This window comes from Ruegeria sp. YTSC002, assembly GCF_059609845.1.
Map to the genome: position 1 here is coordinate 1 of NZ_JBXWML010000015.1, position 22651 is coordinate 22651.

At 58.4% G+C, this 22651-nt stretch carries 22 protein-coding genes; 19 read left to right on the plus strand and 3 right to left on the minus strand.

Going from position 1 to position 22651, the window contains the following annotated elements; translation table 11 throughout:
• On the plus strand, positions 1-2330 hold a 2330-nt coding region (locus tag AC2FFD_RS20005), incomplete at its 5' end, for a Tn3 family transposase (protein WP_496873943.1).
• A 404-nt stretch (positions 2331-2734) separates the two neighbouring features.
• Positions 2735-3700: a DUF4365 domain-containing protein gene (locus tag AC2FFD_RS20010; protein WP_496873944.1), complete on the plus strand. Its 966-nt coding sequence runs from the start codon at positions 2735-2737 to the stop codon at positions 3698-3700.
• A 123-nt stretch (positions 3701-3823) separates the two neighbouring features.
• On the opposite strand, the gene repC is transcribed toward AC2FFD_RS20010, so the two are convergent.
• From repC to AC2FFD_RS20025, 3 genes are all read right to left on the minus strand, one after another.
• Positions 3824-5035, minus strand: a complete 1212-nt coding sequence (gene repC / locus AC2FFD_RS20015; protein WP_496873945.1) for a replication initiation protein RepC — start codon at positions 5033-5035, stop codon at positions 3824-3826.
• Between the two features lie 279 nt (positions 5036-5314).
• Positions 5315-6049, minus strand: a complete 735-nt coding sequence (locus AC2FFD_RS20020) for a hypothetical protein (RefSeq protein ID WP_496873946.1) — start codon at positions 6047-6049, stop codon at positions 5315-5317.
• Between the two features lie 97 nt (positions 6050-6146).
• Positions 6147-6416, minus strand: coding sequence for a hypothetical protein (locus AC2FFD_RS20025; protein WP_068247338.1), 270 nt, complete (start codon positions 6414-6416; stop codon positions 6147-6149).
• 197 nt (positions 6417-6613) lie between these two features.
• Here AC2FFD_RS20025 and AC2FFD_RS20030 point away from each other — a divergent pair, with 197 nt between their 5' ends.
• From AC2FFD_RS20030 to AC2FFD_RS20110, 17 genes are all read left to right on the plus strand, one after another.
• Positions 6614-6955, plus strand: a complete 342-nt coding sequence (locus tag AC2FFD_RS20030) for a hypothetical protein (protein ID WP_009819929.1) — start codon at positions 6614-6616, stop codon at positions 6953-6955.
• An 82-nt stretch (positions 6956-7037) separates the two neighbouring features.
• Positions 7038-7586 (plus strand): lytic transglycosylase domain-containing protein, encoded by a 549-nt coding sequence (locus AC2FFD_RS20035; protein WP_408646201.1) that lies wholly within the window; start codon positions 7038-7040, stop codon positions 7584-7586.
• Positions 7583-7867 (plus strand): TrbC/VirB2 family protein, encoded by a 285-nt coding sequence (locus AC2FFD_RS20040; protein ID WP_037239483.1) that lies wholly within the window; start codon positions 7583-7585, stop codon positions 7865-7867. Before AC2FFD_RS20035 ends, AC2FFD_RS20040 begins: the two co-directional genes overlap by 4 nt.
• Before the next feature lie 23 nt (positions 7868-7890).
• Entirely contained in the window at positions 7891-8166 is a 276-nt protein-coding gene (locus AC2FFD_RS20045; RefSeq protein ID WP_068247331.1) for a VirB3 family type IV secretion system protein, read from the plus strand.
• Positions 8156-10525 (plus strand): VirB4 family type IV secretion system protein, encoded by a 2370-nt coding sequence (locus AC2FFD_RS20050; protein WP_068247328.1) that lies wholly within the window; start codon positions 8156-8158, stop codon positions 10523-10525. The genes AC2FFD_RS20045 and AC2FFD_RS20050 overlap by 11 nt, the downstream gene beginning before the upstream one ends.
• A gap of 165 nt (positions 10526-10690) precedes the next feature.
• Positions 10691-11779 (plus strand): lytic transglycosylase domain-containing protein, encoded by a 1089-nt coding sequence (locus AC2FFD_RS20055; protein ID WP_068247324.1) that lies wholly within the window; start codon positions 10691-10693, stop codon positions 11777-11779.
• 79 nt (positions 11780-11858) lie between these two features.
• A complete protein-coding gene (locus AC2FFD_RS20060; protein WP_496873947.1) occupies positions 11859-12578 on the plus strand; it encodes a type IV secretion system protein in 720 nt (239 codons plus the stop codon).
• 3 nt (positions 12579-12581) lie between these two features.
• Positions 12582-13070 carry a hypothetical protein gene (locus AC2FFD_RS20065; RefSeq protein WP_131811224.1) on the plus strand — a complete coding sequence of 163 codons (489 nt, stop codon included), beginning with the start codon at positions 12582-12584 and terminating at the stop codon, positions 13068-13070.
• A complete protein-coding gene (locus tag AC2FFD_RS20070) occupies positions 13070-14071 on the plus strand; it encodes a TrbL/VirB6 family protein (RefSeq protein ID WP_068247316.1) in 1002 nt (333 codons plus the stop codon). The genes AC2FFD_RS20065 and AC2FFD_RS20070 overlap by 1 nt, the downstream gene beginning before the upstream one ends.
• Positions 14072-14073: 2 nt before the next feature.
• Positions 14074-14718, plus strand: coding sequence for a VirB8 family type IV secretion system protein (locus AC2FFD_RS20075; protein ID WP_068247313.1), 645 nt, complete (start codon positions 14074-14076; stop codon positions 14716-14718).
• Between the two features lie 3 nt (positions 14719-14721).
• Positions 14722-15453, plus strand: coding sequence for a TrbG/VirB9 family P-type conjugative transfer protein (locus AC2FFD_RS20080; RefSeq protein ID WP_068247310.1), 732 nt, complete (start codon positions 14722-14724; stop codon positions 15451-15453).
• 2 nt (positions 15454-15455) lie between these two features.
• Complete coding sequence (locus AC2FFD_RS20085; RefSeq protein WP_068247307.1) at positions 15456-16913, plus strand: TraB/TrbI/VirB10 family type IV secretion system protein; 1458 nt, start codon at positions 15456-15458, stop codon at positions 16911-16913.
• Entirely contained in the window at positions 16913-17923 is a 1011-nt protein-coding gene (gene virB11 / locus AC2FFD_RS20090; RefSeq protein WP_496873948.1) for a P-type DNA transfer ATPase VirB11, read from the plus strand. The genes AC2FFD_RS20085 and virB11 overlap by 1 nt, the downstream gene beginning before the upstream one ends.
• Positions 17924-18049: 126 nt before the next feature.
• Positions 18050-18298, plus strand: coding sequence for a FitA-like ribbon-helix-helix domain-containing protein (locus tag AC2FFD_RS20095; RefSeq protein WP_009819916.1), 249 nt, complete (start codon positions 18050-18052; stop codon positions 18296-18298).
• 3 nt (positions 18299-18301) lie between these two features.
• Positions 18302-18724, plus strand: coding sequence for a type II toxin-antitoxin system VapC family toxin (locus AC2FFD_RS20100; protein WP_068247303.1), 423 nt, complete (start codon positions 18302-18304; stop codon positions 18722-18724).
• Complete coding sequence (locus AC2FFD_RS20105; protein WP_496873949.1) at positions 18721-21471, plus strand: class I SAM-dependent DNA methyltransferase; 2751 nt, start codon at positions 18721-18723, stop codon at positions 21469-21471. The genes AC2FFD_RS20100 and AC2FFD_RS20105 overlap by 4 nt, the downstream gene beginning before the upstream one ends.
• Positions 21468-22526 carry a HEPN domain-containing protein gene (locus AC2FFD_RS20110; protein WP_496873950.1) on the plus strand — a complete coding sequence of 353 codons (1059 nt, stop codon included), beginning with the start codon at positions 21468-21470 and terminating at the stop codon, positions 22524-22526. The genes AC2FFD_RS20105 and AC2FFD_RS20110 overlap by 4 nt, the downstream gene beginning before the upstream one ends.
• The last annotated feature ends 125 nt before the right edge of the window (positions 22527-22651 follow it).

Genomic DNA, 22651 nt, shown 5'->3' on the forward strand with positions numbered 1-22651 from the left:
GTGAAACCAAGCAAGCCCAACTGGATTCATTGCTAACGGAACTGGTCGATGAGCGGATCAGCCGATTTGTCTGGCTGCGTCAGTTTGAGGTCGGAAAGAACTCGGCCGGGGCCAGTCGCCTTCTGGATCGGCTGGAGCTTTTGCAGGCGCTTGGTATTCCGACCGAAACTCTGGACGGGGTTCCGCCTCATCGGATCGCTCGATTGCGCAGACAGGGTGAACGGTATTTTGCAGACGGATTACGGGACATTTCCAGTGACCGGCGGCTGGCCATTCTGGCGGTCTGTGTAGTGGAATGGCAGGCGACTATCGCTGATGCCGTTGTCGAAACCCATGATCGGATCGTTGGAAAGACATGGCGCGATGCCAAGAGGTTGTGTGATGTCCGCGTTGACGACGCAAAGGCCGCTGTCCAGCAAACCCTGCGCTCCTTCACCGAGTTGGGAACCGTCTTGCTCGCCGCACATAGCGATGGTGTATCCCTCGAAACCGCCGTTTCGGACACACCTGGATGGTCGGTCCTGGAGGAGCTGGTTGCCACGTCGGCGCAATTGACCAACACCATGGCAGCAGACCCGCTTGCTCATGTCGTGCAAGGACATCGCCGGTTTCGGCGCTATGCCCCACGCATGCTGAAGGCGCTGGATATCAAAGCCGCCCCGGTCGCTATTTCCTTGGTGAATGCCGTTGAGTCAATTGGTGGAAAAATCGACCGGGCAAAACCGACAGATTTTCTGCGCAAAAACTCGAAATGGCATCGGCACCTTAAAGCTCAGCCGGAGGATGACCATCGCCTCTGGGAGGTTGCAGTGCTGTTTCATCTGCGCGATGCCTTCCGTTCCGGAGATATCTGGCTGGGGCATTCAAAGCGCTACGCTGATTTGAAACAGGCCCTTGTGCCAATCTCAGCCGTTCCCGCCATCCCCAGATTAACAATGCCTCTTGATCCGGTCACTTGGCTTTCAGATCGAAAAGTGCGGATCACCGACGGCCTGAACCGTTTAGCGCGTGCAGCCAGGCACGGAACCATCCCCGGTGGGTCTATCGAGAATGGCGCGCTCAAGATCGAACGACTGACAACCGCCGTGCCTGACGAGGCGGAAGTACTCGTCCTTGATCTCTATCGGCAACTTCCAGACATCCGTATCACCGACCTACTTCTGGAAGTGGATGAGGCCACTGGATTCATAGACGCCTTTACCCATTTGCGAACAGGGGCGCCTTGTAAGGACAGGATCGGGCTGCTGAATGTTCTGTTGGCGGAGGGGCTGAATCTCGGCCTGAGCAAGATGGCCGACGCCAGCAACACCCATGATTACCTCCAACTGTCACGCCTGTCCCGCTGGCACATCGAAAGCGACGCCATCAACCGGGCATTGGCCATAGTCATTGACGCACAATCCAGATTGCCGATGGCAAAGTTCTGGGGTGCAGGTGTCACCGCATCCAGTGATGGTCAGTTCTTCCCGGCGGCTCGGCAGGGCGAGGCGATGAACCTGATCAATGCAAAATACGGCAATGAGCCGGGGTTGAAAGCCTATACCCACGTATCCGACCAGTTCGGGCCATTCGCCACCCAGAACATTCCGGCGACGGTGAGCGAAGCACCCTACATCCTCGATGGCCTGCTCATGAACGAAACGGGCAAGCGGATCAAAGAGCAATATGCCGACACCGGCGGATTCACAGATCATGTCTTTGCCGTTTCTGCCCTGTTGGGCTATCGGTTCATCCCGCGTATCCGGGATCTGCCATCCAAGCGCCTGTATATGTTCAATCCTGAAACAACCCCCAAAGAGCTTCGTGGCCTGATCGGCGGGAAGGTCCGTGAAAATCTGGTTGCCCAAAATTGGCCGGACATTCTGCGCGCCGTTGCGACGATGGCGGCAGGGATCATGCCTCCCAGCCAACTGCTTAAGAAGTTCGCATCATACCCGCGCCAGCATGAACTTGCAGTAGCGCTGCGGGAGATCGGCCGCGTTGAGCGCACCCTGTTTATTATCGAATGGTTGCTGGACACCGACATGCAGCGCCGCGCCCAGATCGGTTTGAACAAAGGTGAGGCGCATCACGCCTTGAAGAACGCCCTGCGCATTGGCAGGCAAGGTGAAATCCGGGACCGAACGGCTGAGGGGCAGCATTACAGGATGGCAGGTCTAAATCTATTGGCCGCGGTCATCATCTATTGGAATACGGATCATCTCGGACGTGCAGTCACAGCAAGAATAGACGATGGTCGAGATAGCCAGCCGGAGCTTCTGTCGCATATATCACCGCTCGGATGGGCGCATATTCTCTTGACAGGCGAGTACAGGTGGCCAAAACGATAACCAATCCAGCTTAGCGTACTATCCCGCCCCCTCCCGGATCAGACCCCATGGTGTCAAATCCTGAGGCGTGAAGCCTGTGGAAATATTGTAATTAAGGGTACAAAAACGCCCCAAAATGAGCTGAATCCGCAGAATCTGATTAAATAGGGTACAGTGACACAAGGCGAAGCAATTGTCGTTGGGCCAGACCTTCCAGCACCTCTGCCCCTCATGATGACAAAGCCTGAAAAGGGCCAACAGCCAGAGAGCCATGGTCCGCAGTATCAACGCTTCTGGGGCGGCGTAGGGACTGTTGTTGAGGGTTAGGTGGGAGCGGTGCGCGAATTTTTAGGCCCTCTAATGACATTCGAGCCTAGCTCATCCGCGCAGCGATCAGCAGACAAAAAAGTAAGGTAGAGCATCCAATGGCAGATCAAGCAAAGCGAAGAGCTCCTCAACATTTGATCGATGAGCGGGGAATCGCACTGCTGAAACGCCTCTTGCCTGAAAACTGGGTAGTCCGCGAATACAGACCTGACTACGGCTTAGATTTTGCGGTGGAGGTATTCGAGGATGCGTCAGCTCAATATCCTCAGACGCTTGGAGAGCACTTTTTTATACAACTCAAAAGTGCCGAATCCCCGAGCGTTGGAAACCTGAACCTCCATCGTAGAGGCAATGTTGAAAAAGGTCGTGAACAACTCGATGACGAGCCTTCAACGTCAATCGAAGTGTATAGTCTCAGCCTCGAAACATCTGAACTTGTAACGGTAGAGAGGATGGGTGTCGGACTACCGGTCCTGTTGGTCATCGCCGATCTAAGTCGGGAGAAGTGCATTTTCGTTTGCCTTAATGATTATGTCGACAAGATCCTAGTACCGCGTTTTGACGATTATCGTGATGCAAAGAGCAGAACGATTCACTTGCCAGCTAGCAACGACATCTCCACGACCGTCGGGCAGATCGCGCTTCGCTGGTATGCCAAGCGTTCGAAGCTGTTTTCGGCTTTCCAGCGGTTCACCTATCAGAACTCGGAACTTAACTGGGCGGAGCATGGCGACTGGCGCTCCCTCGCCGAACACTTCGCACAGAAAATTGTGCGGTATGACTTTTGGGATGACGTCGAGATGTGTCCGATCATTGGACACTACCGCGATGGTCTGCGGCGATTCATTGAAACTGGACAGCCGGGCCTCTTAGAGAGGTCAATCCCTTTGGTCGACATAAAGACGTTCGAGGGGGAGTTGGACGATCACTTGAGGAAAGTCGATGTGTTCCTCCTTTGGAACGGCCTATCGGTCCTTCCAAAAAACTATGAGGATGTATGGAGGGAGTGGTTCCTGCCAACCGATCTCGGTCAAGCTATGAGTTCGCCGCCAGAAGAAAGATAGAGTTTTAAGTAGCAAGCTCTGGATGTTAGCCTTTCGTCGATAGTCATACTGTTCCTTGGGCCAAATGATTGGTGAAGGCACACTGCAGCAATCACTTGGCCCTGACCAGTCAGCCGTTCCAGTTCAAGCACGACGCATCCTTTCCGACAGCCCGATCAAGCTGCCAGCTAGGTTCAACGTCCCGATGCGATGACGTCGGAGCATGGCGCGGAGATATCCGCTTGGATTCGCAACAGGCGTTTTCGGATGGAAGCGGTTGGCGTCGGTGACGATCAGGAACAGCGTTGCGGCAAACTCTCCAACGGTTTCGACCGCGTCGTGCCAGATCCTGTTATTGATCCCCAACTCAGGGAGCCTGCGCCGCGCGGCTAGTTTGAAATGCAGCTCGCTCAAAGGTTCATGCCCTTGCTGCTCGGCATCAAGGTAAAACTGCATGTCAGGTGAGCAAAGCCTGTAGAGCTGTTGGGGTGTCAACCATGCGAAACTTTGGGGGTTGCGCAATCGGCCGGCCCCTTCACGCTGCTTTTCTCTGCAAGTTGCGGCGCCGTCAGGCGCAGCATCCAGCACCTCTGCGGCCTGAAGCTCGTCCAAGGGCTTTGGTTCGTCGCATGTGCCTTCATCTACAAGATAATCTTGTTTTGAGTCTTGTATATGAGGGGGGAAGTTGTCGTCCGCTTGAGCGGAAGAAATACCATGATTTTGATAGGCATCGAGGCTTGAACATAGCGCTTTGGCGGCGATGAGATGGGCTTCCAACGCGTCGAGCCCGAGGCTGCGAAGATCACGGCTGGCAGGCCATTCGAGAAACGATGTACAGAGGCTCTGCAGGGCCGGGACCGCACCGTGTCTGGTTGTCAGCTCGATAAGGCTTTCCTTGGCATGGCGGTAAAGGACGCTGCGACGGCGCGCCAGATGTTCAATGCGGTCTCTTTCGGCACGCATTTGGTCCCGCAATGTCAGCAGAGCCGGGAAGACTTCGATCAGGCGCGATAACGTCAGCCCGGCCCCACCTGCACGGCTGCGTCCGCCATTGGCGGCCACGCGTTTGTCGATGAAGCGAAACACTTTCGCGAGTTTTGTTTCTGCAGCTCGTACAGCCCGGGGCGTCCGGCCGAGCTTTGCTGCGAGGGTCGTCTGTTTGGCGTAGCAGATTGGCTCGACTTCCCCCTCTGTCCAGTCCCGAGGTCTTGTATGGGTGATGATGCACACCAGCGTCATGGCGAGATTGGCGCTCATGCCGATGTAGGGTGCGATTTCCACGATCAATTCCTGAACGTGGCCGCGCTGAAACCCTCTGGGAAGAGCGGGGAAGGGGTGTCGTTGTAATGCGTGCATGAGTCTGTCCTCGTCGGTTGGGCGAGGTCGGCAACAGGCAAAAATTCATCGTTCGCACAGATGCGTTTATTGCTTGATTGGCATGTTGGGAGAATGCTAAAAACGATCTGTCACGATCTGTCCTGTGGATCACCTATCCTCGGACTTTAGTATTCCCCCTCGCTTGGTTGCCGCCTCGCGGGGGGTTTGCTTTTCTAGGGTCGGCGTGTCGCTCTCTGTTGATGGATTGATTTTGGCGATCGATCTGTGAAGCCCAGCGAGTGATCGCAGTATGGCGGATCAATAACGCACGACTTCAAACCCGTGGTTGCCCTCGTAATCGCGCCATTCCACGCCGACAGCGCGAACCCAACTCGAGGCATTGCACTGTCGTGAAGGGATAACCCAGGACGGAACGGCAGAAGGATGGGACCGGTCCCAACGGAAGTCGCCCTGCGTCCCGTAGGTCCCCAAGGTGATATTGTAGCTTTCCCGGCAATCATCGTCGCGTCCACGCTCTCGATGACTGTAATACATGACGTTCCAGACCTTTATGCTCCGGACAAAATCGAAGGCAGGTTCTGAAATATCGATGTCCGAGATGCCGTTTTCATCAGAAATCTCACCGGCGACCTCTTGGATCGTTGGGGCGATTTCACCTGCTGCAAACCTTAGCTGAAAAATGGCTCTTTCGCTGGTTCCAGGCACAGCCGCGAGGGTAAAGGGTGCGTCGGATGTGGATTGCAACGGCGCCTGTGCAAAAGCATAATTGTACAGACGTTCGCCTGGCGTTGCCCAAGGCGCAGTATTCATCGCGGCGCGCATGGGGCAGCGCCAAATTTGCAGTGGCGGTTCGATGGGCCAGGGCGTGATCCGGCGGATAAACTCCGCGCGCGCGCGGGCACATGGGACCGAAGGCGGCCAACCGCCTGCGAGGCACAGGAGGATCGCACAATCGATCTGGTAGCCTTGTGCGGCGGCAGGTTTGGCAGCAAGCTGTGTAAGACCGATCGCGATGATCGCGGCAGTTGACACAAGCCGCCTCATGACAGAGCGCCGCCGCTAAAGCGTTGTCGTATAATCAGACTTATGTTAATTGTGTCATAATTGCTGACATATTTTGCGCGTCGTTTCATTGGAACATCTCCTGGTAAGCGTCAAGCACAAGACGGACTTCGGCCTGCGCGGAAGCTGATGCTGCGGCGAGGCAATTCAGATAGGTTTGTGCCTCATCGAAGTAGGTGTTGAACTCGGCTCTGATGTCGTCGCCGTACTCGTTCAGGAGCGCAGGCGAGGCCGCCAGCTCCGGCCGCAACGGCAACACGCAGTCCATCGCCAGCGTCTCGGCATTTGCTGGGATCGCTAGGGCGATGAATGTGCTACATGCCAGCAACCGCGACATCTGGTGGTCTCCCGACAATCTGGGGGCGAATCGTGTGTCGGACCTATCACTGAAAAAATATCTTAATCAATCAAAAGATATCTATTGACCATCTAAAGAGTTTTCAGATACGTCGCCGCATATCTTGTGACATGCACTGTTTGAAGCGGTGCAAAAGCAGGTTACTTCCGTAGGAACTTCTTTCCTTCGGAGGCAAAATGGCAGGAACAAAATACCCCGTGATCCTAACATCGCACATGCAAGAGGCGATCGAGGGTGGGGCATGGATCGAGGTGGAATGCGTTGAAGCCCCGGAAAAGGGCGGCAACACGCATAGGGGTGGCTGGACGGTTTTCGTCTGCTCCAATGACGGTCAAGGCGGTGTGCACCGGTCGGTCTATGTGACCAACCGGGATCTTAAACCACGCGTCTTCAAGACCGCAGCAGGGCTCATGAGCTTCTGCCTGGAGCTCGACGCAAAGGTATTCAGCTGCCCTCTCCGAGAAGGTGAGAGAGGCACGTGGGAGTTTGAGACGACAAGGTATCCTACCAGCGGCTAGCCTCGTTCTCTGGGGGCTTTCAGGCCCTTCCACTTATGCACAATCCGTTATCGATCTCGATGCTCCAGACCGTGTTGGTCGACTGACCAGTAGCGTTCTCGACTTTGCAAGACCCCAACCCGAGCAAGGCGACATTGTCGCACGGTCTGAGGTCGTCCCTCTTGACTCACCACGCCTTTCTCCGCCTCGGGTCCCATCGGGCCGCCCTGCAGTCGAGACTATGATCCTTGATGTGGGGTCGGTCTACGCGGACCACCCGGCCCTGCGCAGGGCCGGGATGTCCTCTCGCGACTGGCTCGCATTCTTTCGCGCCAACATCGCTATTGAAAGCGCATTTGATCCAGGCGCGCGGTCGCATGTCGGCGCAATCGGGCTTGGGCAGTTGATGCCGGACACTGCACGCGTGCTTGGCGTCGATCCGCATGATCCTGAGCAAAACCTGCATGGATCCGCCCGCTACTTGCTGACACAACTTGATCGTTTCGGCACGCCGCAGCTTGCGCTCGCGGCCTACAACGCCGGCCCCGAAGCCGTGGCGCGCCATGGCGGGATTCCCCCCTACCGCGAAACCCAAGGCCATGTCCGCAAGGTCATGGCCGTCTATGCCCAATCCATCGGAGACCAGACATGAAACGCATCGACTATACCAGGGCGGCATTGGCCGCGTTGCTGATAGTGGCCGCAGCCCCGGCGCTCGCACAAGACCTTAGCCCGGTGTCTGACATGATCGATAACATCATCGACGCGGTGACGGGTCCGATCGGTCGTGGCCTCGGTGTGCTCGCTCTCGTGGGATCCGGTGTCATGATGTTTTTCGGGCGTCTCAACTGGCCGATCTTCGTCGCCGTGTTTGTCGGCGTGGTGCTGATCTTTTCGGCCGAGACCATCATCGATGGCTTTGCGGCTCCTTGATCTGACAGGCCGCAGAGACCTCCATGCGCGACACACCACTCTTTCTGGGGCTTACCAAGCCGCCACGGATATTCGGTCTCCCGATCGGATATTTTGTGGCGCTGGTCTTCGCATCCGTGATCCCTTTCATTCTGGTTGACGACATGCGGTTCCTGCTGGTGTTCATCGCGGGCTACCCACCGCTTTGGCTGGTCGCAGACCGCAATCCAAATCTGTTTCAGATTTTGAACGTGGTGATGTCGCGCACACCGCGAACGAGTGTGCGATCCCGCGATGGAGGCGATCTCTATGTCGCGTGAGTTTCGGGGGTTGATTGCAAGCAACGCTGTTCGGGATGCACTTGGGGACAAGGTCTTGAAAGCCGAGCGTCTTGGGCGGCACCTACCCTACATCGCTGCGGTGCGAGACAATGTCATCCTGACGCGCCAAGGTGATCTGATGGCGTCGGTCACGCTCGGCGGGATCGACAGCTTCACCAGCGATGACACCCGGATCGATGAGATCAGTGAAGGCTTTGCCCGGATCGTCAGTCAGTTGGGCGAGCGTTTCGGTTTCCACATCAACAAGGTATCACGCCCGGATGTCGCGGACCTTGCTGCGCCTGACGGTATGCCCTTTGCAGATGCGGTAGACGCGGCGTGGCAGAGAAGCCTGCGCGCACGTGACCTGAAAGCCCGCACCTTGATGCTGACAGTATTGATGCGTCCGTCGATGCCGCAGGCCTTCTCGAAGGTTCTGGGTGCCCTAGGCGGGGGCCGCGATTTCCGGAAAGACATCGATACGCGAATTGTTGCCCTGGAAGAGGCCATGACGCTGCTCATGGCGATGTATTCCGACGCAGGCGCAGCGCGCCTGACAGTCTCGAGCGGGGACTGGCTTGCAGTGTTGGCCGCGGTACACGGACAGAGCTACGGCAAGATCATCGCGGCCCCCGGGCAACTGTTGGCTGACACGATGAGCAATTTCGACGTCAGCTTTCAAGGCAAAACCATGCGGCTGGAAAGCGGCGACAGCGCACGATACGGCGCGATTTTCGGGATAAAATCCTATCCCAGTCGCACCTGGCCAACCATGCTTGACGCGTTGGAACTGCCCTATGACATCACGATCACCAACTCTTTCACGCCGCGGCGCGCCAATGAGATGGTTGAGCGCATTCAACGCACCTTTCGCCAGCGGGGTGCCTCCGAGGATGCTGGTGTCAGCCTGACAGAGCAATTGATCGAAGCCGCCGACGCCGTGGCATCCGGCCGGTCGACCTTTGGGACACACCATGCCTCCGTACAGGTTTTCTGTGACAGCGCCGAGGAACTGGAACAGGCAGCTTCCGAGATCTGGCGGGCGGGGCAAGAGACCGGTGCCGTTCTGGTAAGGGAATCCTGGGCCGCAAAGGCGCTCTATTTCGCGCAAGCGCCGGGAAACTGGGCCTACCGGATCCGTGACGGGATCGTTTCGTCGCACAATTTCGCGGAACTTGCAGCGTTTCACAAGACAAGGCCGGGGCGCGGACCCGAGGCCAGCCCATGGGGCAAGACGATCACGGCCTTCCCGACCGTGACCTCCAGCCTCTACCGGTTCAACTTTCACGAACCGGGGCGCCGGACCGATGAGCCAAGCGTCGGGCACACGCTTGTTCTGGGCCGCACCGGATCCGGCAAGACACTCGGCACGGCTTTTCTCATGGCGCAGGCCCGCAGAGTGGGTGCGCGGGTCATCGTTTTCGACAAGGATCAGGGGTTGGAGATGGCGATCCGCGCTTTGGGTGGCAGCTACAGCGAAATCAAGGTGGGCCAGCCCACCGGCTTTAACCCGATGACCACGGAGACCGATGCGCGGGGGGCCGCCTGGCTGACAGATTGGCTCGGCGACATTCTGGCCCGTCACCGTCCATTTGAGACGGTCCAGACCGCAGCACTGAACGAGGCGGTTCGTCAGATTGCCGCTGCGGAGCCGGGCCTCAGAACCTTCGACGGTTTGGCAAGTCTCGTGGCCTCCACTGATGATGATGGCGACCTGGTGTCCCGCGTGCGGGAATGGACAGAAGTCGGCCGGTACGGTTGGCTTTTCTCAAGGCCTAGTGCCCAGGCGATAGCCATTGGCGAGGATGTCCTTGGTCTCGACATGACCGAACTTCTGGACCAGGACGCAGAACGCTCAGCCCTGCTCGCCTATCTCTTCCGCCGTATCGAGCGCGTGATCGAGGATCGCAGACCAACAATCATTGTGATCGACGAGGCGTGGAAGATGTTGGCTGACGATATCTTCGTCAAGCGTCTCCATGACTGGCTGGTTACCATGCGCAAGCGCAACTGCGTGGTGATGATGTTGACCCAGACACCGGGTCATCTGGACCAAAGTTCGGTCGGCCAGATCATCGCGGAAAGTGTGGCAACCCAGATCCTGTTTCCCAATCCACGGGCAAATCCGGAGGATTACAGCATCCTGCGCCTGAACGCGCGCGAGGCGGATTTTCTTTCCAGCCCGACAGCCGGGTTGCGGCTGGCATTGATCCGTTCCGGCGCCGACAGCGTGTTCGTCAATACCGATCTCGCAGGCTTGGGCGGTCTGGTTACTGTTCTTGGTGGCGGCAAGACCGGCGAGGAAAAGGCGCCTGCCGATTGGCGCAAGAAAGAAGAATTCTGGAAGGACATGATGTGAAAGCACGATTTTTTCTGTTGGTCGCCATGACGGTCCTGAGCGCTTGCGAAGGTGCATCAACAGGCGTGCGATCGCCCTGTTTTGAGCGGCCCGTTATGGCGTTCTCGGCCCCTGCTCCCGACCTTGTTTCACGGAATGCGCATTGTGATTTCCAGAGCTTCTAGAATGGCGATTCCGTTGGCCTTGGGTCTTGGCTCGCTTGCCTCCGCGCAGGGCGTGCCAGTGATCGATGGCTCCAACCTTGCCCGCGCTGTGTCTCGCGTCGAAGAGCTCGCACGCGACGCCTTGCGGCAGGGCCAGAAGCGCGACGCCCGCCAGGAACAAGCGGATATCTATCAAGAGCAGCTTGAAGCCTATGAGCGTTTCCTTGCGGAGACCACCGGTGTCACCGACCTGAGTGGGTTCGAGGCTGGTGGGCCCGGCTGGGCGAGCGCTGCAGAGACTTACCCAGCCCAGGAAGATCATCCTGATGCCGATCGCCTCTTCGGTGAGCCAAGCGACGTGGAGCGCATGATCATCACGGTGGCGCGGCGCTATGAGGGTCATCCCGGTGTTGCGGCCGCCGGTCTGACGCCACTGACATGGCGTATCCTGTTTCAGTCACTGATCAAGCAGGAAAGTCGTTTCAACAATGCAGCCGTCTCCCACGTGGGTGCGCGCGGTTTTTGCCAGCTGATGCCGGGCACAGCATCGGATCTCGGTGTGAACCCGTATGATCCTTGGGAAAACCTGGACGGTGGCGCACGCTACATTCTCACGCAACTGAACCGCTTCGGTCGGATTGATCACGCTCTGGCGGCCTATAATGCAGGCCCCGGCCGTGTTCTCGAATATGGTGGTGTGCCTCCTTTCGAGGAAACCCAGACCTACGTCCGGCGCATCAACGGCTATTACAACGACTATCTTGGCACCATCACCGGCGTCGACATGACGGGGTCACTGGCGGGCTTCGATGGTGCCTCGGCCGCCTGGGGCAACTGGGCGGATGCCTCGGTCGGCTATGGCGCCTACATGGGCACCCAGATCGATCAGGCCATGACGAGGATCGCGGCGCTTTTGCGTGAAGATCCGCCCCGTAACGCAAAAGAGGCGCTGGACCGCTCCACCTATATGCTTGCTGAACGGGCGCGGCTCATGGCGCTGACGCTGCGTCTGCGCGCGGCCCACGTGAAAGTCGAAGCGGCACAAGGTTTGACCGAGGCCGCCGATCACTTAGAGCAATCCACTTTCTGGAGGTATTCCGATGAGGGCTGACACCCGCATTGCCGCAATTATTGTCGCGGGCACTCTCATGGCGGCACACCCGCCCCCTGCCTTCGCTCAGGGTGTGCCTGTGATCGATGGATCGAACCTCGCGCAGAATATCGAGCAGCTGCAGGCCGCGCTGCGCGATGCGGAAAACCAGCTCCAGCAAATCGAGGAATTGCGTACCCAGATCGAACGCCTCACTGATATTCAGGGCCTTCTTGATGACGTCCTGGGTTCAATTACCGGCCTGAATGAAATCGCAGCCCTCTACAACGATGTGGAGGACCTGCGTGCCCGCGCCCAGAAGATCACCGATCTATCGGGTTTCATGGACAACCTGTCACTCGGGGATTTTGACAGCCTGCTGGACGATCTGCTCGATGGCGACGTCACCATGGGTGAGCGCCGCGCCGCAGATGCCATGCGCGAGACCATGGCCAGTGCGGGGTTCACCTCGGAAAAACTCACCGAGCTGAACGACGCCGGGAACCCGCAAGGCGCTGCCATAGCCGATCTGGCGGCTGCCAATGCCATGGTTATCGGGCAAGCCCAAATTTCCTACGAGGAAGCCGCCCAGAGCATCGAGCGTATCGATGGGCTGGTGGAAGCGATTGGCGAACAGGAAACGCTCAAGGAATCGATCGATCTCAACACGCGTATGGCCGCAGAGACGAATTACATGCTGGGCCAGATGTGGCGCCTGAATGCCGCCCAAGGCTTGGCGCAAGGTCAAAACGGCATTGATTTCGCGGCCGAGCAGGCCCGCACACGCTCCTTCTTTGATTTTTCCGGCGCCGAGGACTGACCCTTGAATACATCACTCAAAGCACTTGCAGTTTTCATCGCCCTAGCAGGCAGTGCCTGGGCGGAAGACTTGCAAGACCTGCCCGACGATACGTTGCTCGGGGAGGTCGTCACTGCCACCGAAAATGGGGAGGAAGAGCGCCTCCTCGATCTCATGCGCGAGGTACAGGCAAGAGGGCTCTTGATGTTCCCGAAGCCGCAAACCTGCACCTTCAGCTATCCGGACACTGAGTTTTTCGGCAACGAGATTTTCCGTGGAGCGGTTCGATGGGGCTTCGGCACCGACCTGAGAGAGCTTGCAATGTCGCATGGCTTCTGCGGCTGCATCTATGATCTCGGGTCGCTCGATGCGTTCACAACAGAACGGGTCGACAAGCCTGCGCATGCGCTCACAGCGGCGGATTTCAATACCATGCGCCGGTATCGAAACGCTGATTGGAATATCATTGATCAACGGTATGCAACCTTTCGCGAAGAAAGCTGTGGCGCGTAATGGCGATCATCGCGGACGTATTGACCATGGTCGACGCGACTGTGGCAGGTGTCGCAGCTGATACCTATGACAACACCGTTGCAGCTGTGCGCCCCGTGGTGCGAGCAGCGTCCGTATTAGTAACGATCCTCGTTGGTGCTAATTTGCTGATCCAAAGCGTTGAACTTACGCGTGCAACGATCGTCGCCCTTGGTCTGCGTTTGGCGTTGGTGAACGTGTTCCTGACCTTCGCGAACCTCTCTGTCCCCTATGACGCTTTGACAAATGCCCCGGCGGAGCTCGGCGCGGGGATACTGAACTCACTGTCAGGCGGCACAGTTGGGAACCTTTATGATGGAATCGACGATCTCTACTCCCAAGCCCTGAATGTCGGACAGGCGATCAGCCAGAATGGAGGCTGGCTGGCCGGTGCCATGACCAGCGTGGTCATGTTTCTTGTGGCCGCCGCCATGGCGACGATCACCATCATCGTTCTGTCGGCTGCCAAGATCATGTTGGCGGTATTGATCGCTATCGCACCTGTGGCCGTGGCCTGCACCTTGTTCAAACAATCCGCGCCGCTGTTCGAGGCCTGGGTCAAACTCGCCATCGGTTTTTCCTTTGTGCCGCTGTTCGTGGCTGCCATGGCAGGATTTACCATTGCCACTGGCAACGCCGTCGCGCCGGGGAGCCTCGACAGCGTCGAAACACTCGGGGACGCGATTTCGTTCGTCGTGGTGATGATGATCGGCGCCGGCCTGATGTTGCTCGTGCCAACTTTCGCGCAAGGGCTTGCCGCCACGAACATCGGCCTCGCCTCGATCGGTGCAAATGCCGCGCGGATGCCCGGGAACGCATGGCGCAATACCGGTGCCGCGATCCGGGGCGGAGATGACATACGACGGGGCTTCAACGCAGGACTTCAGGGACAAGGCGTCTCCGACCGATCGTCCAGCGCGGCCCGTGCCGGGAGCTATGCGGGCGGTGCGGTCAAGCTCGCCGGAAAGATGAAGAAGGGATAGTCATGAGTGATTTCGATATCGATTTGGTGATGGGTCCGCGCCGGGCAGCGCGCGCCGCATGGATCGTTGCGGGCTGTTCCTGCGCCGTATCCGTGCTGTTGGCCCTGACCATTACGGTTATGTTGCCCCTGCGCGAAACCGAAGTGTTTACCGTCCTCGTCGACAGCACGTCGGGTGCAGCAGAACGCATCTACCAGGTTCAGCCAACCGGTATCACCGATGAGGAAGCGATCAAGGAGTCCCTGCTTGTCAGCTATATCAGCGACCGCGAAAGCTATTTCAGGAACGGCATTCAGGAACGGCTCGAAAGTGTCCAGCGGCGCTCCAGCGGGCCAGCCCGCGCCTCGCTGATAGAACTCTGGACTACGGGGGCCGAGAATTATCCACCGCGCAGCTACGGCGCGAATGCGCAGGTCGATGTCCGCGTGCGGGCGATCACCTTCCTGCAGGACGAAGTGGCCCAGATCCGGTTCGACAAACGCCTCACCCGACCCAACCAAACCCCCGTCACGCAAACATTCATTGCCACCGTCGGGTTTGAATTTGCCCCCCGCCGCGAACGCTCCCTGACACGCGTTTGGGAAAATCCCCTTGGCTTCTCGGTGACCGCTTACCGGGTCGATGCCGAAACACTGACACGAGAATAGTTCATGAAAACCTTCATAATTGCCATCGCAACGGTCGGCGGGTTGCTCGGAACGCCCGCCTTGGCCGAGCGCGCACCGGTCACCATGGGTCAGGACGCCCGCGTTCGCCACGTGACCTTCAACCCTACGGATGTGATCCGGATCGACACCCACCTTCGGGTAAACACGTCAATCGAATTCGGTCCCGGCGAACGGATCAATCAAGTCCTGATCGGTGACTCCGCGTCCTATGAAGTGGAGGTTCTGTCAAACCGCAATACGATCTCGATCAAGCCTGTCGAGGCTCGGGCCGCGACAAACCTGACGATCTTTACCAACCGCCGCGCTGTCGCCTTCTATCTGACAGAGGGACGCTCGCGGACACAGTCTTTCCGGGTCGTCGTAAACTTTCCCGACGAGCGACCCGCCGGGCGCCAGCTTGCGGCTGGAGGCCGAGATACCGGCTATCAGTTCGCGGGCAGCGGTGCGATCCGCCCGGTGCGGGTCTGGAATGATGGGCGCTCGACCTTCTTTGAATTCCGGCCCGGCGTGCGGCCCTCGATCTTCGGCTTGAACGCCCAAGGCTACGAGATCACCCAGAACAGCCAGACGCAAGGTGCGGTCGTGCGGGTCACCGGCGTGCGGGACGCCTACACGATCCGAATGGGCGACGATCATATCTGCATTACCCGGGAAACTGGTGGGTTCACGACCGAGGCTGCTGCCGTGGCCGCCCTGCGTGGACGGGAGTTCTGATCATGAGCGACGAGAAAACCGGGGAAAAGGAATACAGCTTCGCACCCAAGCGGCGCGCATCTCTCGGGCTCAGGCTTGGTTTGGGTGCGTTGCTTCTGGCAGGGACCGCCATCATTGCCTACCCGCTTGTGCAAGGCAGCGGCATCACTTCTGCCGTTGAAACATCGAAAGCCGACGACTTTCAGGATCAGGTCGACGGTGACGGGTTTGGCCGCATGACAGCCGACGCTGAACCGACCGAACAAAGATCGGAGCCGAGGTTCGATCCCGGACCAATCGAGGATGAACTCGCGGCGCAGCGCCAAGCTCTCGAGGAACAGAACGCCAAGCTTGCGAGCGACGTGGTCGCCCTACAAGCCCAGTTGGCAAGACTGGCCGAGGCCCCTGCCCCCGACAATTCCGCCGAGCTGGCCGAAGCGCTGCGCTCGGTCCAGGAACAGAACACGGCGCTTATCGCCCAGATGCAAAGCGAGATGGACACCCGGTTGGCAGAAGCCGATCTTGAAGCGCAAAAGCGTATCGCTGATGAGGTTGCCGCACGCGCGCGTGTTGCCGATGGCCGGATGGAGCAGTTGATGGAGCAAATGCTCGGACTGCAGCGCCAGAACGACGCCCTGCAACAGCAGATCGATGACGGTATGAGTGACGCTCTACGCGCGCAAACCGAGAGGGATCAGCTCGCCGCCGAGGAAGCCGCGCGACAGGCTGAACTGGACCGTCGGCGTGCCGAGGCGGCGGCGCTGCGCAACACACAAATCCGGTCCGAAGGGGTGATCTTTGATGCGGGCGGCCTGACGGGCAGTCCGGCATCTGACCCTGAGAGGGAACCTGCGGTCGGAGATGCGGCGGCGCGCGCCTTCGTGTTGGACGGTGCCCAGCCCGTTCAGGTCGCGACAGCGGAGGTAATCGCCAATCCTTCCAATACGGTTCTGCAGGGCACGCTCATTCAAGCGTCACTGGAAACCGCCATCGAATCCACATTGCCCGGACAGATTACCGCCATCGTGAACTACCCGGTCTGGAGTTTCGATCAGTCCCGCGTTCTCATTCCCGAAGGCTCCCGCCTCTTCGGGACCTACAATTCGAATGTCTCTTTGGGCCAGGCCCGCATTCTGGTTGGCTGGTCACGCATCGTCACACCCGAGGGGCAATCGGTTCAGCTCGCCGCATTTGGCGCGGACGATCAGGGCCGCTCGGGCGTGACGGGCTCCGTGAACTCCCGCTTTGGGCTGCGCTTTGGCACAGCTGCATTGCTCTCGATCATCGGCGCAGGACCGGCAATCGCCGCATCCGAGGCCAGCTCCGAGACCGGATCAGAAATTGCCGAGGATGTCGCGGGCAGTTTTTCGCAGGCCACCAATGCGGTGATCGGCGAATATGCCACCCTGCCTCCGGTTATCTCGGTCCAGCCAGGTGCTGCGATCAGTGTGATCGTCGATCGTGATCTCGAGTTCTATTGATGAACCAGGCGGCAGAAAAGACCAGTTTTCTTTCGACCTATCTAAAACCTCTGGCTGCACCGCTCTCCGATCCCTGCGTGGTCGAAATAGCAATTAATCCCGACGGAAAGGTCTGGGTGGAAACCCGGGGGGCTGTGCATATGGTCGGCCTCGAGGGCGTGTTCTACTCCCCTTCCCAAGCTCGGGACCTTGCAACATCCATTGCCAGCGCGACCCACGGACAGATCAGCGAGAAAAAGCCACTCGTCTCCGGCAAGATTGAGATGAATGGCAAGCCGATCCGGGCACAGGTCGTCTATCCGCCCGTCGTGGATGGCGGGCCCTCGATCACTTTGCGCCGCTATAGTGAAGACCAACTCACCTTGGGCGACATCGGTCTGCTGCACGGTGGACTGGTGGATTTGGATGCCGAACGACAGGCAAAAGCCGAACGGGTGATCGCACTGACGCAGGCGGGGGATATTCGAGCCGCCATGAAACTCTGCATCGATGAGCGGTTGAACATCATGATCAGCGGCGGGACGTCCACGGGCAAAACGACTTTTGCCCGGGCACTTCTCGCGCTGGTGACCGAGGCGGAACGTATCGTGACCATCGAGGACGCATTCGAGCTCTTTCCTCCACAGCCCAATCGCGCGATGCTCAAGGCTGACCGTATCCCCTCAAGTGAACGCACCGCGGCCAAATTGCTGGAGACCTCTTTGCGCATGCGTCCTGACCGGATAATTCTTGGCGAATTGCGCGGCGATGAGTGCAAGACCTTCCTCGACGCGATCAACACCGGCCATTCAGGCTCTTTCACCACAATTCACGCCGATACCGCGCAGAAGGCGCTCGACCGCCTTGCCCTCATGGTCATGTCGGTGGGCATCAATATGAGTTTTGAGGAGGTAAGGCGCTATGCCGCCTCCAGCATCGATGTCGTGGTGCAGCTTGGTCGGAAAGACGGAAGACGTGGGGTCGAACAGGTGTGGGTGCCTGGTATCTTAAAATCAGAAGTGACCAGCTGAGGGATGTTTGGAAGGGTGCGCATTGAGCACTATCGGACGGTAACCTCTCCCGTCTTGTCACAACATGAACGCGTTTGCGCTTGATCGCATTGATTGCGATGATTACACTCCTCTCAGGAGGACATCATGGCAAGCATTACCATCCGGAACCTTGACGATGACGTGAAGCGCCGCCTTCGCATCCGCGCAGCCGAACATGGCCGTTCAATGGAAGAGGAGGCGCGCGAGATCTTGCGCCACGTCGTCGGCGAAGCGAAGCCCTCCCACGATCTTGCCGCGGCGATACGTGCGCGGGTCGCGCCTCTGGGCGGCGTTGATCTGGACCTTCCGCAGCGTGAGGCCATGCGTGAACCACCCGCGTTCGACCGGGCCTGACGCATGATCATCCTCGACACGAATGTCATCTCCGAGCTTTTGCGCCCGGCCCCGGAGCCCAAGGTCGAACACTGGTTGTCGGCTCAGGAAGGGCTCAACGTTTACCTGACCTCGATATCGGAGGCGGAACTGCGCTTTGGCCTCGCAATCATGGGGAACGGCAAGCACCGCGCCGCGCTGGTTGACGCCGTGGACCGCATCCTGCGCGAAGACCTGGCCGGGCGCATTCTGCCCTTCGACAGCAACGCCGCGCAGTCCTTCGCTACCATAGCAGCGGCACGACGGTCCGCCGGGCGACCGATCGCTCAGGCCGATTGCCAGATCGCTTCCATTGCCCACGCCTGCGGCGCCACCGTCGCCACGCGCAATACGCCTGACTTCGAGGGTTGCGAGATCGACCTGATCAACCCCTGGACAGCCGCATGAACGCCGTTGAAATCGAACAAGCTGTTTCCGAACTCGCCGAGCAGCCCTTTGATGCTGCCGAGTTCCCATATGCCTTCCTCATGGCCTTCGGCAACAAGGACACGACCATCAAGCGGCTGCGCACCGGCGCGTCGAACAAGTCCGACCTCGGCGGCGTCCTGCAGACCAACAACATCCACCTTGCGACCTGTGCGCCGGGCGATATCGCGGCAACGCTCACCGCCTTGCGCGACAGCCCAACCACCACCCGCGCTAAGGCCAAGTTCATCCTCGCTACCGATGGCATTGATCTGGAAGCCGAAGATATCACCACTGGCGAGACCATCGCCTGCCGCTACACCGATTTCCCCGACCATTTCGGCTTCTTCCTGCCGCTCGCCGGTATCTCCACCGTCAAGCAGATCCGCGAAAGCGCCTTTGACATCCGGGCGACCAGCCGCCTCAACCGGCTCTATGTCGAGCTGATCAAGGACAACCCCGATTGGGGCAGCGCCGAAAAACGCCATGACATGAACCACTTTATGGCGCGGCTGATCTTCTGCTTCTTCGCCGAAGACACCGACATCTTCGTCAGCGACAACCTGTTCACCGCGACCATCGACCAGATGGCGAACCGCGACGGGTCGAACACGCACGAAGTCATCGGCGAGATCTTCCGTGCGATGAACACCGCCATCCCCAAACGGGCCGAGGCCAAGCTGCCCCGCTGGGCCGATGCCTTTCCCTATGTGAACGGCGGGCTCTTCTCGGGCAGCACCGATGTGCCGCGCTTTTCCAAGATCGCGCAGCGCTACCTGTCGCATATCGGCAGCCTCGACTGGACTCAGATCAACCCCGACATCTTCGGGTCCATGATCCAGGCCGTCGCGGATGAGGAGGAACGCTCGGTCCTCGGGATGCACTACACCTCCGTGCCGAACATCCTGAAGGTGCTGAACCCGCTCTTCCTCGATGACCTGCGGGCAGAGCTGGATGCGGCAGGCGACAACGCGCGCAAGCTGGCCAATCTGCGCGCCCGGATGGCCAAGATCCGCGTCTTCGATCCCGCCTGCGGGTCGGGCAACTTCCTTGTCATCGCCTACAAGGAAATGCGCGCCATCGAGTATGAGATCAACAAGCGCCGGGGCGAGCCGCTGCGGCGTACCGACATTCCCCTGACCAACTATCGCGGGATCGAGCTGCGGGATTTCTCGGCCGAGATCGCGCGGCTGGCGCTGATCGTCGCGGAATACCAATGCGACGTGACCTATCGCGGCCAGAAAGAGGCGCTGGCCGAGTTCCTGCCGCTGGATGCGCAGAACTGGATCACCTGCGGCAACGCCCTGCGGCTAGACTGGCTGTCGGTCTGCCCGCCCACGGGGACGGGGGTGAAGTTTCAGGCCGATGACCTGTTCATGTCGCCGCTGGATCAGGCGCAGATCGACTTCGCGAATGAAGGGGGCGAGACCTATATCTGCGGGAACCCGCCTTATCTCGGGTCAACGTGGCAAAGCACCGAACAGAAAGAGGATTTGCAGCGCATTTTCGACGGGCGCACGAAAAGCTGGAAGTCGCTCGACTATGTCGCGGGCTGGTTCATGAAGGCCGCCGATTACGGGCTGCACACGCCCACCGTTTCGGCATTCGTGTCCACCAACTCGATTTGTCAGGGGCAGCAGGTGCCGATCCTCTGGCCGCTGATTTTCAAGACAGGGCACGAGATCGCCTTTGCTCATACCAGTTTCAAATGGGCGAACCTTGCCAGCCATAATGCGGGTGTGACGGTTGCGATTGTGGCAATCTCCAACCATGCAGCGCCGATGCGCAAGCTGTTCACGCTGGCAGATGATGGCGGGTCCGTTGTGAAGGAAGCGGAAAACATCAACGCCTATTTGGTGGCAGCGCCAACAGTTATCGTGGACGGTAAATCACGCTCGCCAAGTGATCGTGGCTACATGGTTTGGGGAAATAAGCCGACCGATGACGGCAATTTGGTTCTCTCATCAGACGAGCGACAAGAGTTGGTTTTGACCTATCCAAACGCTGAGCAGTTCATTCGCCGATACTACGGCGCGGCAGAGTTTATCAGAGGTCTCGAACGTTACTGCATCTGGATCGAAGACGACGAGCGGACCATAGCAGAAGAAATACGACCAATACGCGAGCGAATTCAGAAAGTTCGTGAGTTTCGCTCAAACAGCAAGGCTGCGGAAACTCGGCCTGCGGCAGCATTTCCCCATCGGTTTCGTCAGATACAGTCCGTTGCAGAACGTATCACATACATCGTTCCACAGGTCAGTTCAGAGAGCCGAGATTATCTACCAATCGGCCTACTCCCTGAGCGGTCAATCGTTTCAAACCTTGCTTTCGCCCTCTACGACGCCCCGCTCTGGAACATGGCCCTGATCGCCTCGCGGCTCCATCTGGTCTGGATCGCCACGGTCTGTGGGAAGCTGGAAACTCGCTATCGCTACTCCAACACCATGGGCTGGAACACCTTCCCCGTCCCCAAACTAACCGAAAAGAACCGCGCCGACCTGACAGCGGCGGCGGAGGGCATCCTTCTGGCGCGCGAGGCGCATTTCCCCGCCACCATCGCCGACCTCTACGACCCCGAGAAAATGCCCGCCAACCTTCGCGCCGCGCATGACCACAACGACGAGGTGCTGGAACGCATCTACATCGGCCGTCGCTTCCGCAACGATACCGAACGGCTGGAAAAGCTGTTCGAGATGTACACGAAGATGACGACGAAGGTGGCGGTATGACGGAGAACCCCGTGTCAGCAGAAGAAGATTTCGGCCTTAAGCAGAGCCGCGAATTGGCGACGGCGATGGATCACTGGCTTGAGCTTTTCGATGCCAGTTTGTCAGAGCAAGGGCTGGCGTTGCCACAGCGGCCCTTGCAAGCTCTGATGATGTCAATTCGCGAGGAAGTAATCGAGGTCAAAGCAGGGGAGGAACGTCTGAGCAACCAAGGTAGTATCGGCGAGCACGCTGAGACGATTTGGTTTCGCGTTCTCTATGATGCAGTAGAATTTTGGTACTCAGATAAATACGGTGCTGCTGCCATGACAGCAAAAGGCACTGCACCACTCATTGGTGCAGTAATGGTTCGCGGCGCTCCGTTCTTGATTTCGGGCCCTGCCAACCGAATGAAGGTGGAGGAGGAAGGCGAACAGGCGTGGATGTACTTCGAGGAAGGGCTTGGTGAGGGTGAAGAGGCTGCTTCTTGGATCATCAACGGCCCAGATCTTTCAAAACTCGATGACAGTGCCCGCGACGAAGTCGTCGCCGAGGTAGCCAACGTCGCGGAGACTTTGCGATATGTCGAGTTCCGGCGGGTAACTTTCCATTCGGACGGCGACCACGAAGTTCAAAAGTTAATTCAGTCAACGTTGACATATCTCACACAGGCCGCGGAGCGTTTGGTTTCTCAGCGTACTCCTGAGCTTGGGCCTGCATGGTTTGACTTGCAGATGGCCAACGAGGCTGCGCTCAAGGCTGTGATACGAAAAGAAACAGGAAAACAGCCGAAAATCCATTTCCTCGGTGAGCTTCTTGAAAAGGCGAGCAAGCATGGGGTTGTATTTGATTCCAACCTCTTGTCCGCTTGGCCGCGTTTCGACGACATAAGTGAATGGAGATATGGACAAGGGCATCCGCGCGGAGCTGTTGATTTCTACGCAGCCTATCGTATGACGCTTGCCCTTGTTCGCGCTTGCATGAAGAAAATCACACCCGGAATGACGTCAGGGTTTGGGATTTTAGTTAAGTATAAGCCGTGGAGCGCAAAAGGCGCCACCGGAAGCTATCGAGGTTGAAGAGTATTCATGACAGCCAATAAATCCGTTCCCTCTTTCTCCGTCCAATACGCCACGAGCCGCAGTGAGGTCAGATCGAACAAGCTTGGCATTCGCGAAATGCATGAACGCGCCCCTGAGAAGCG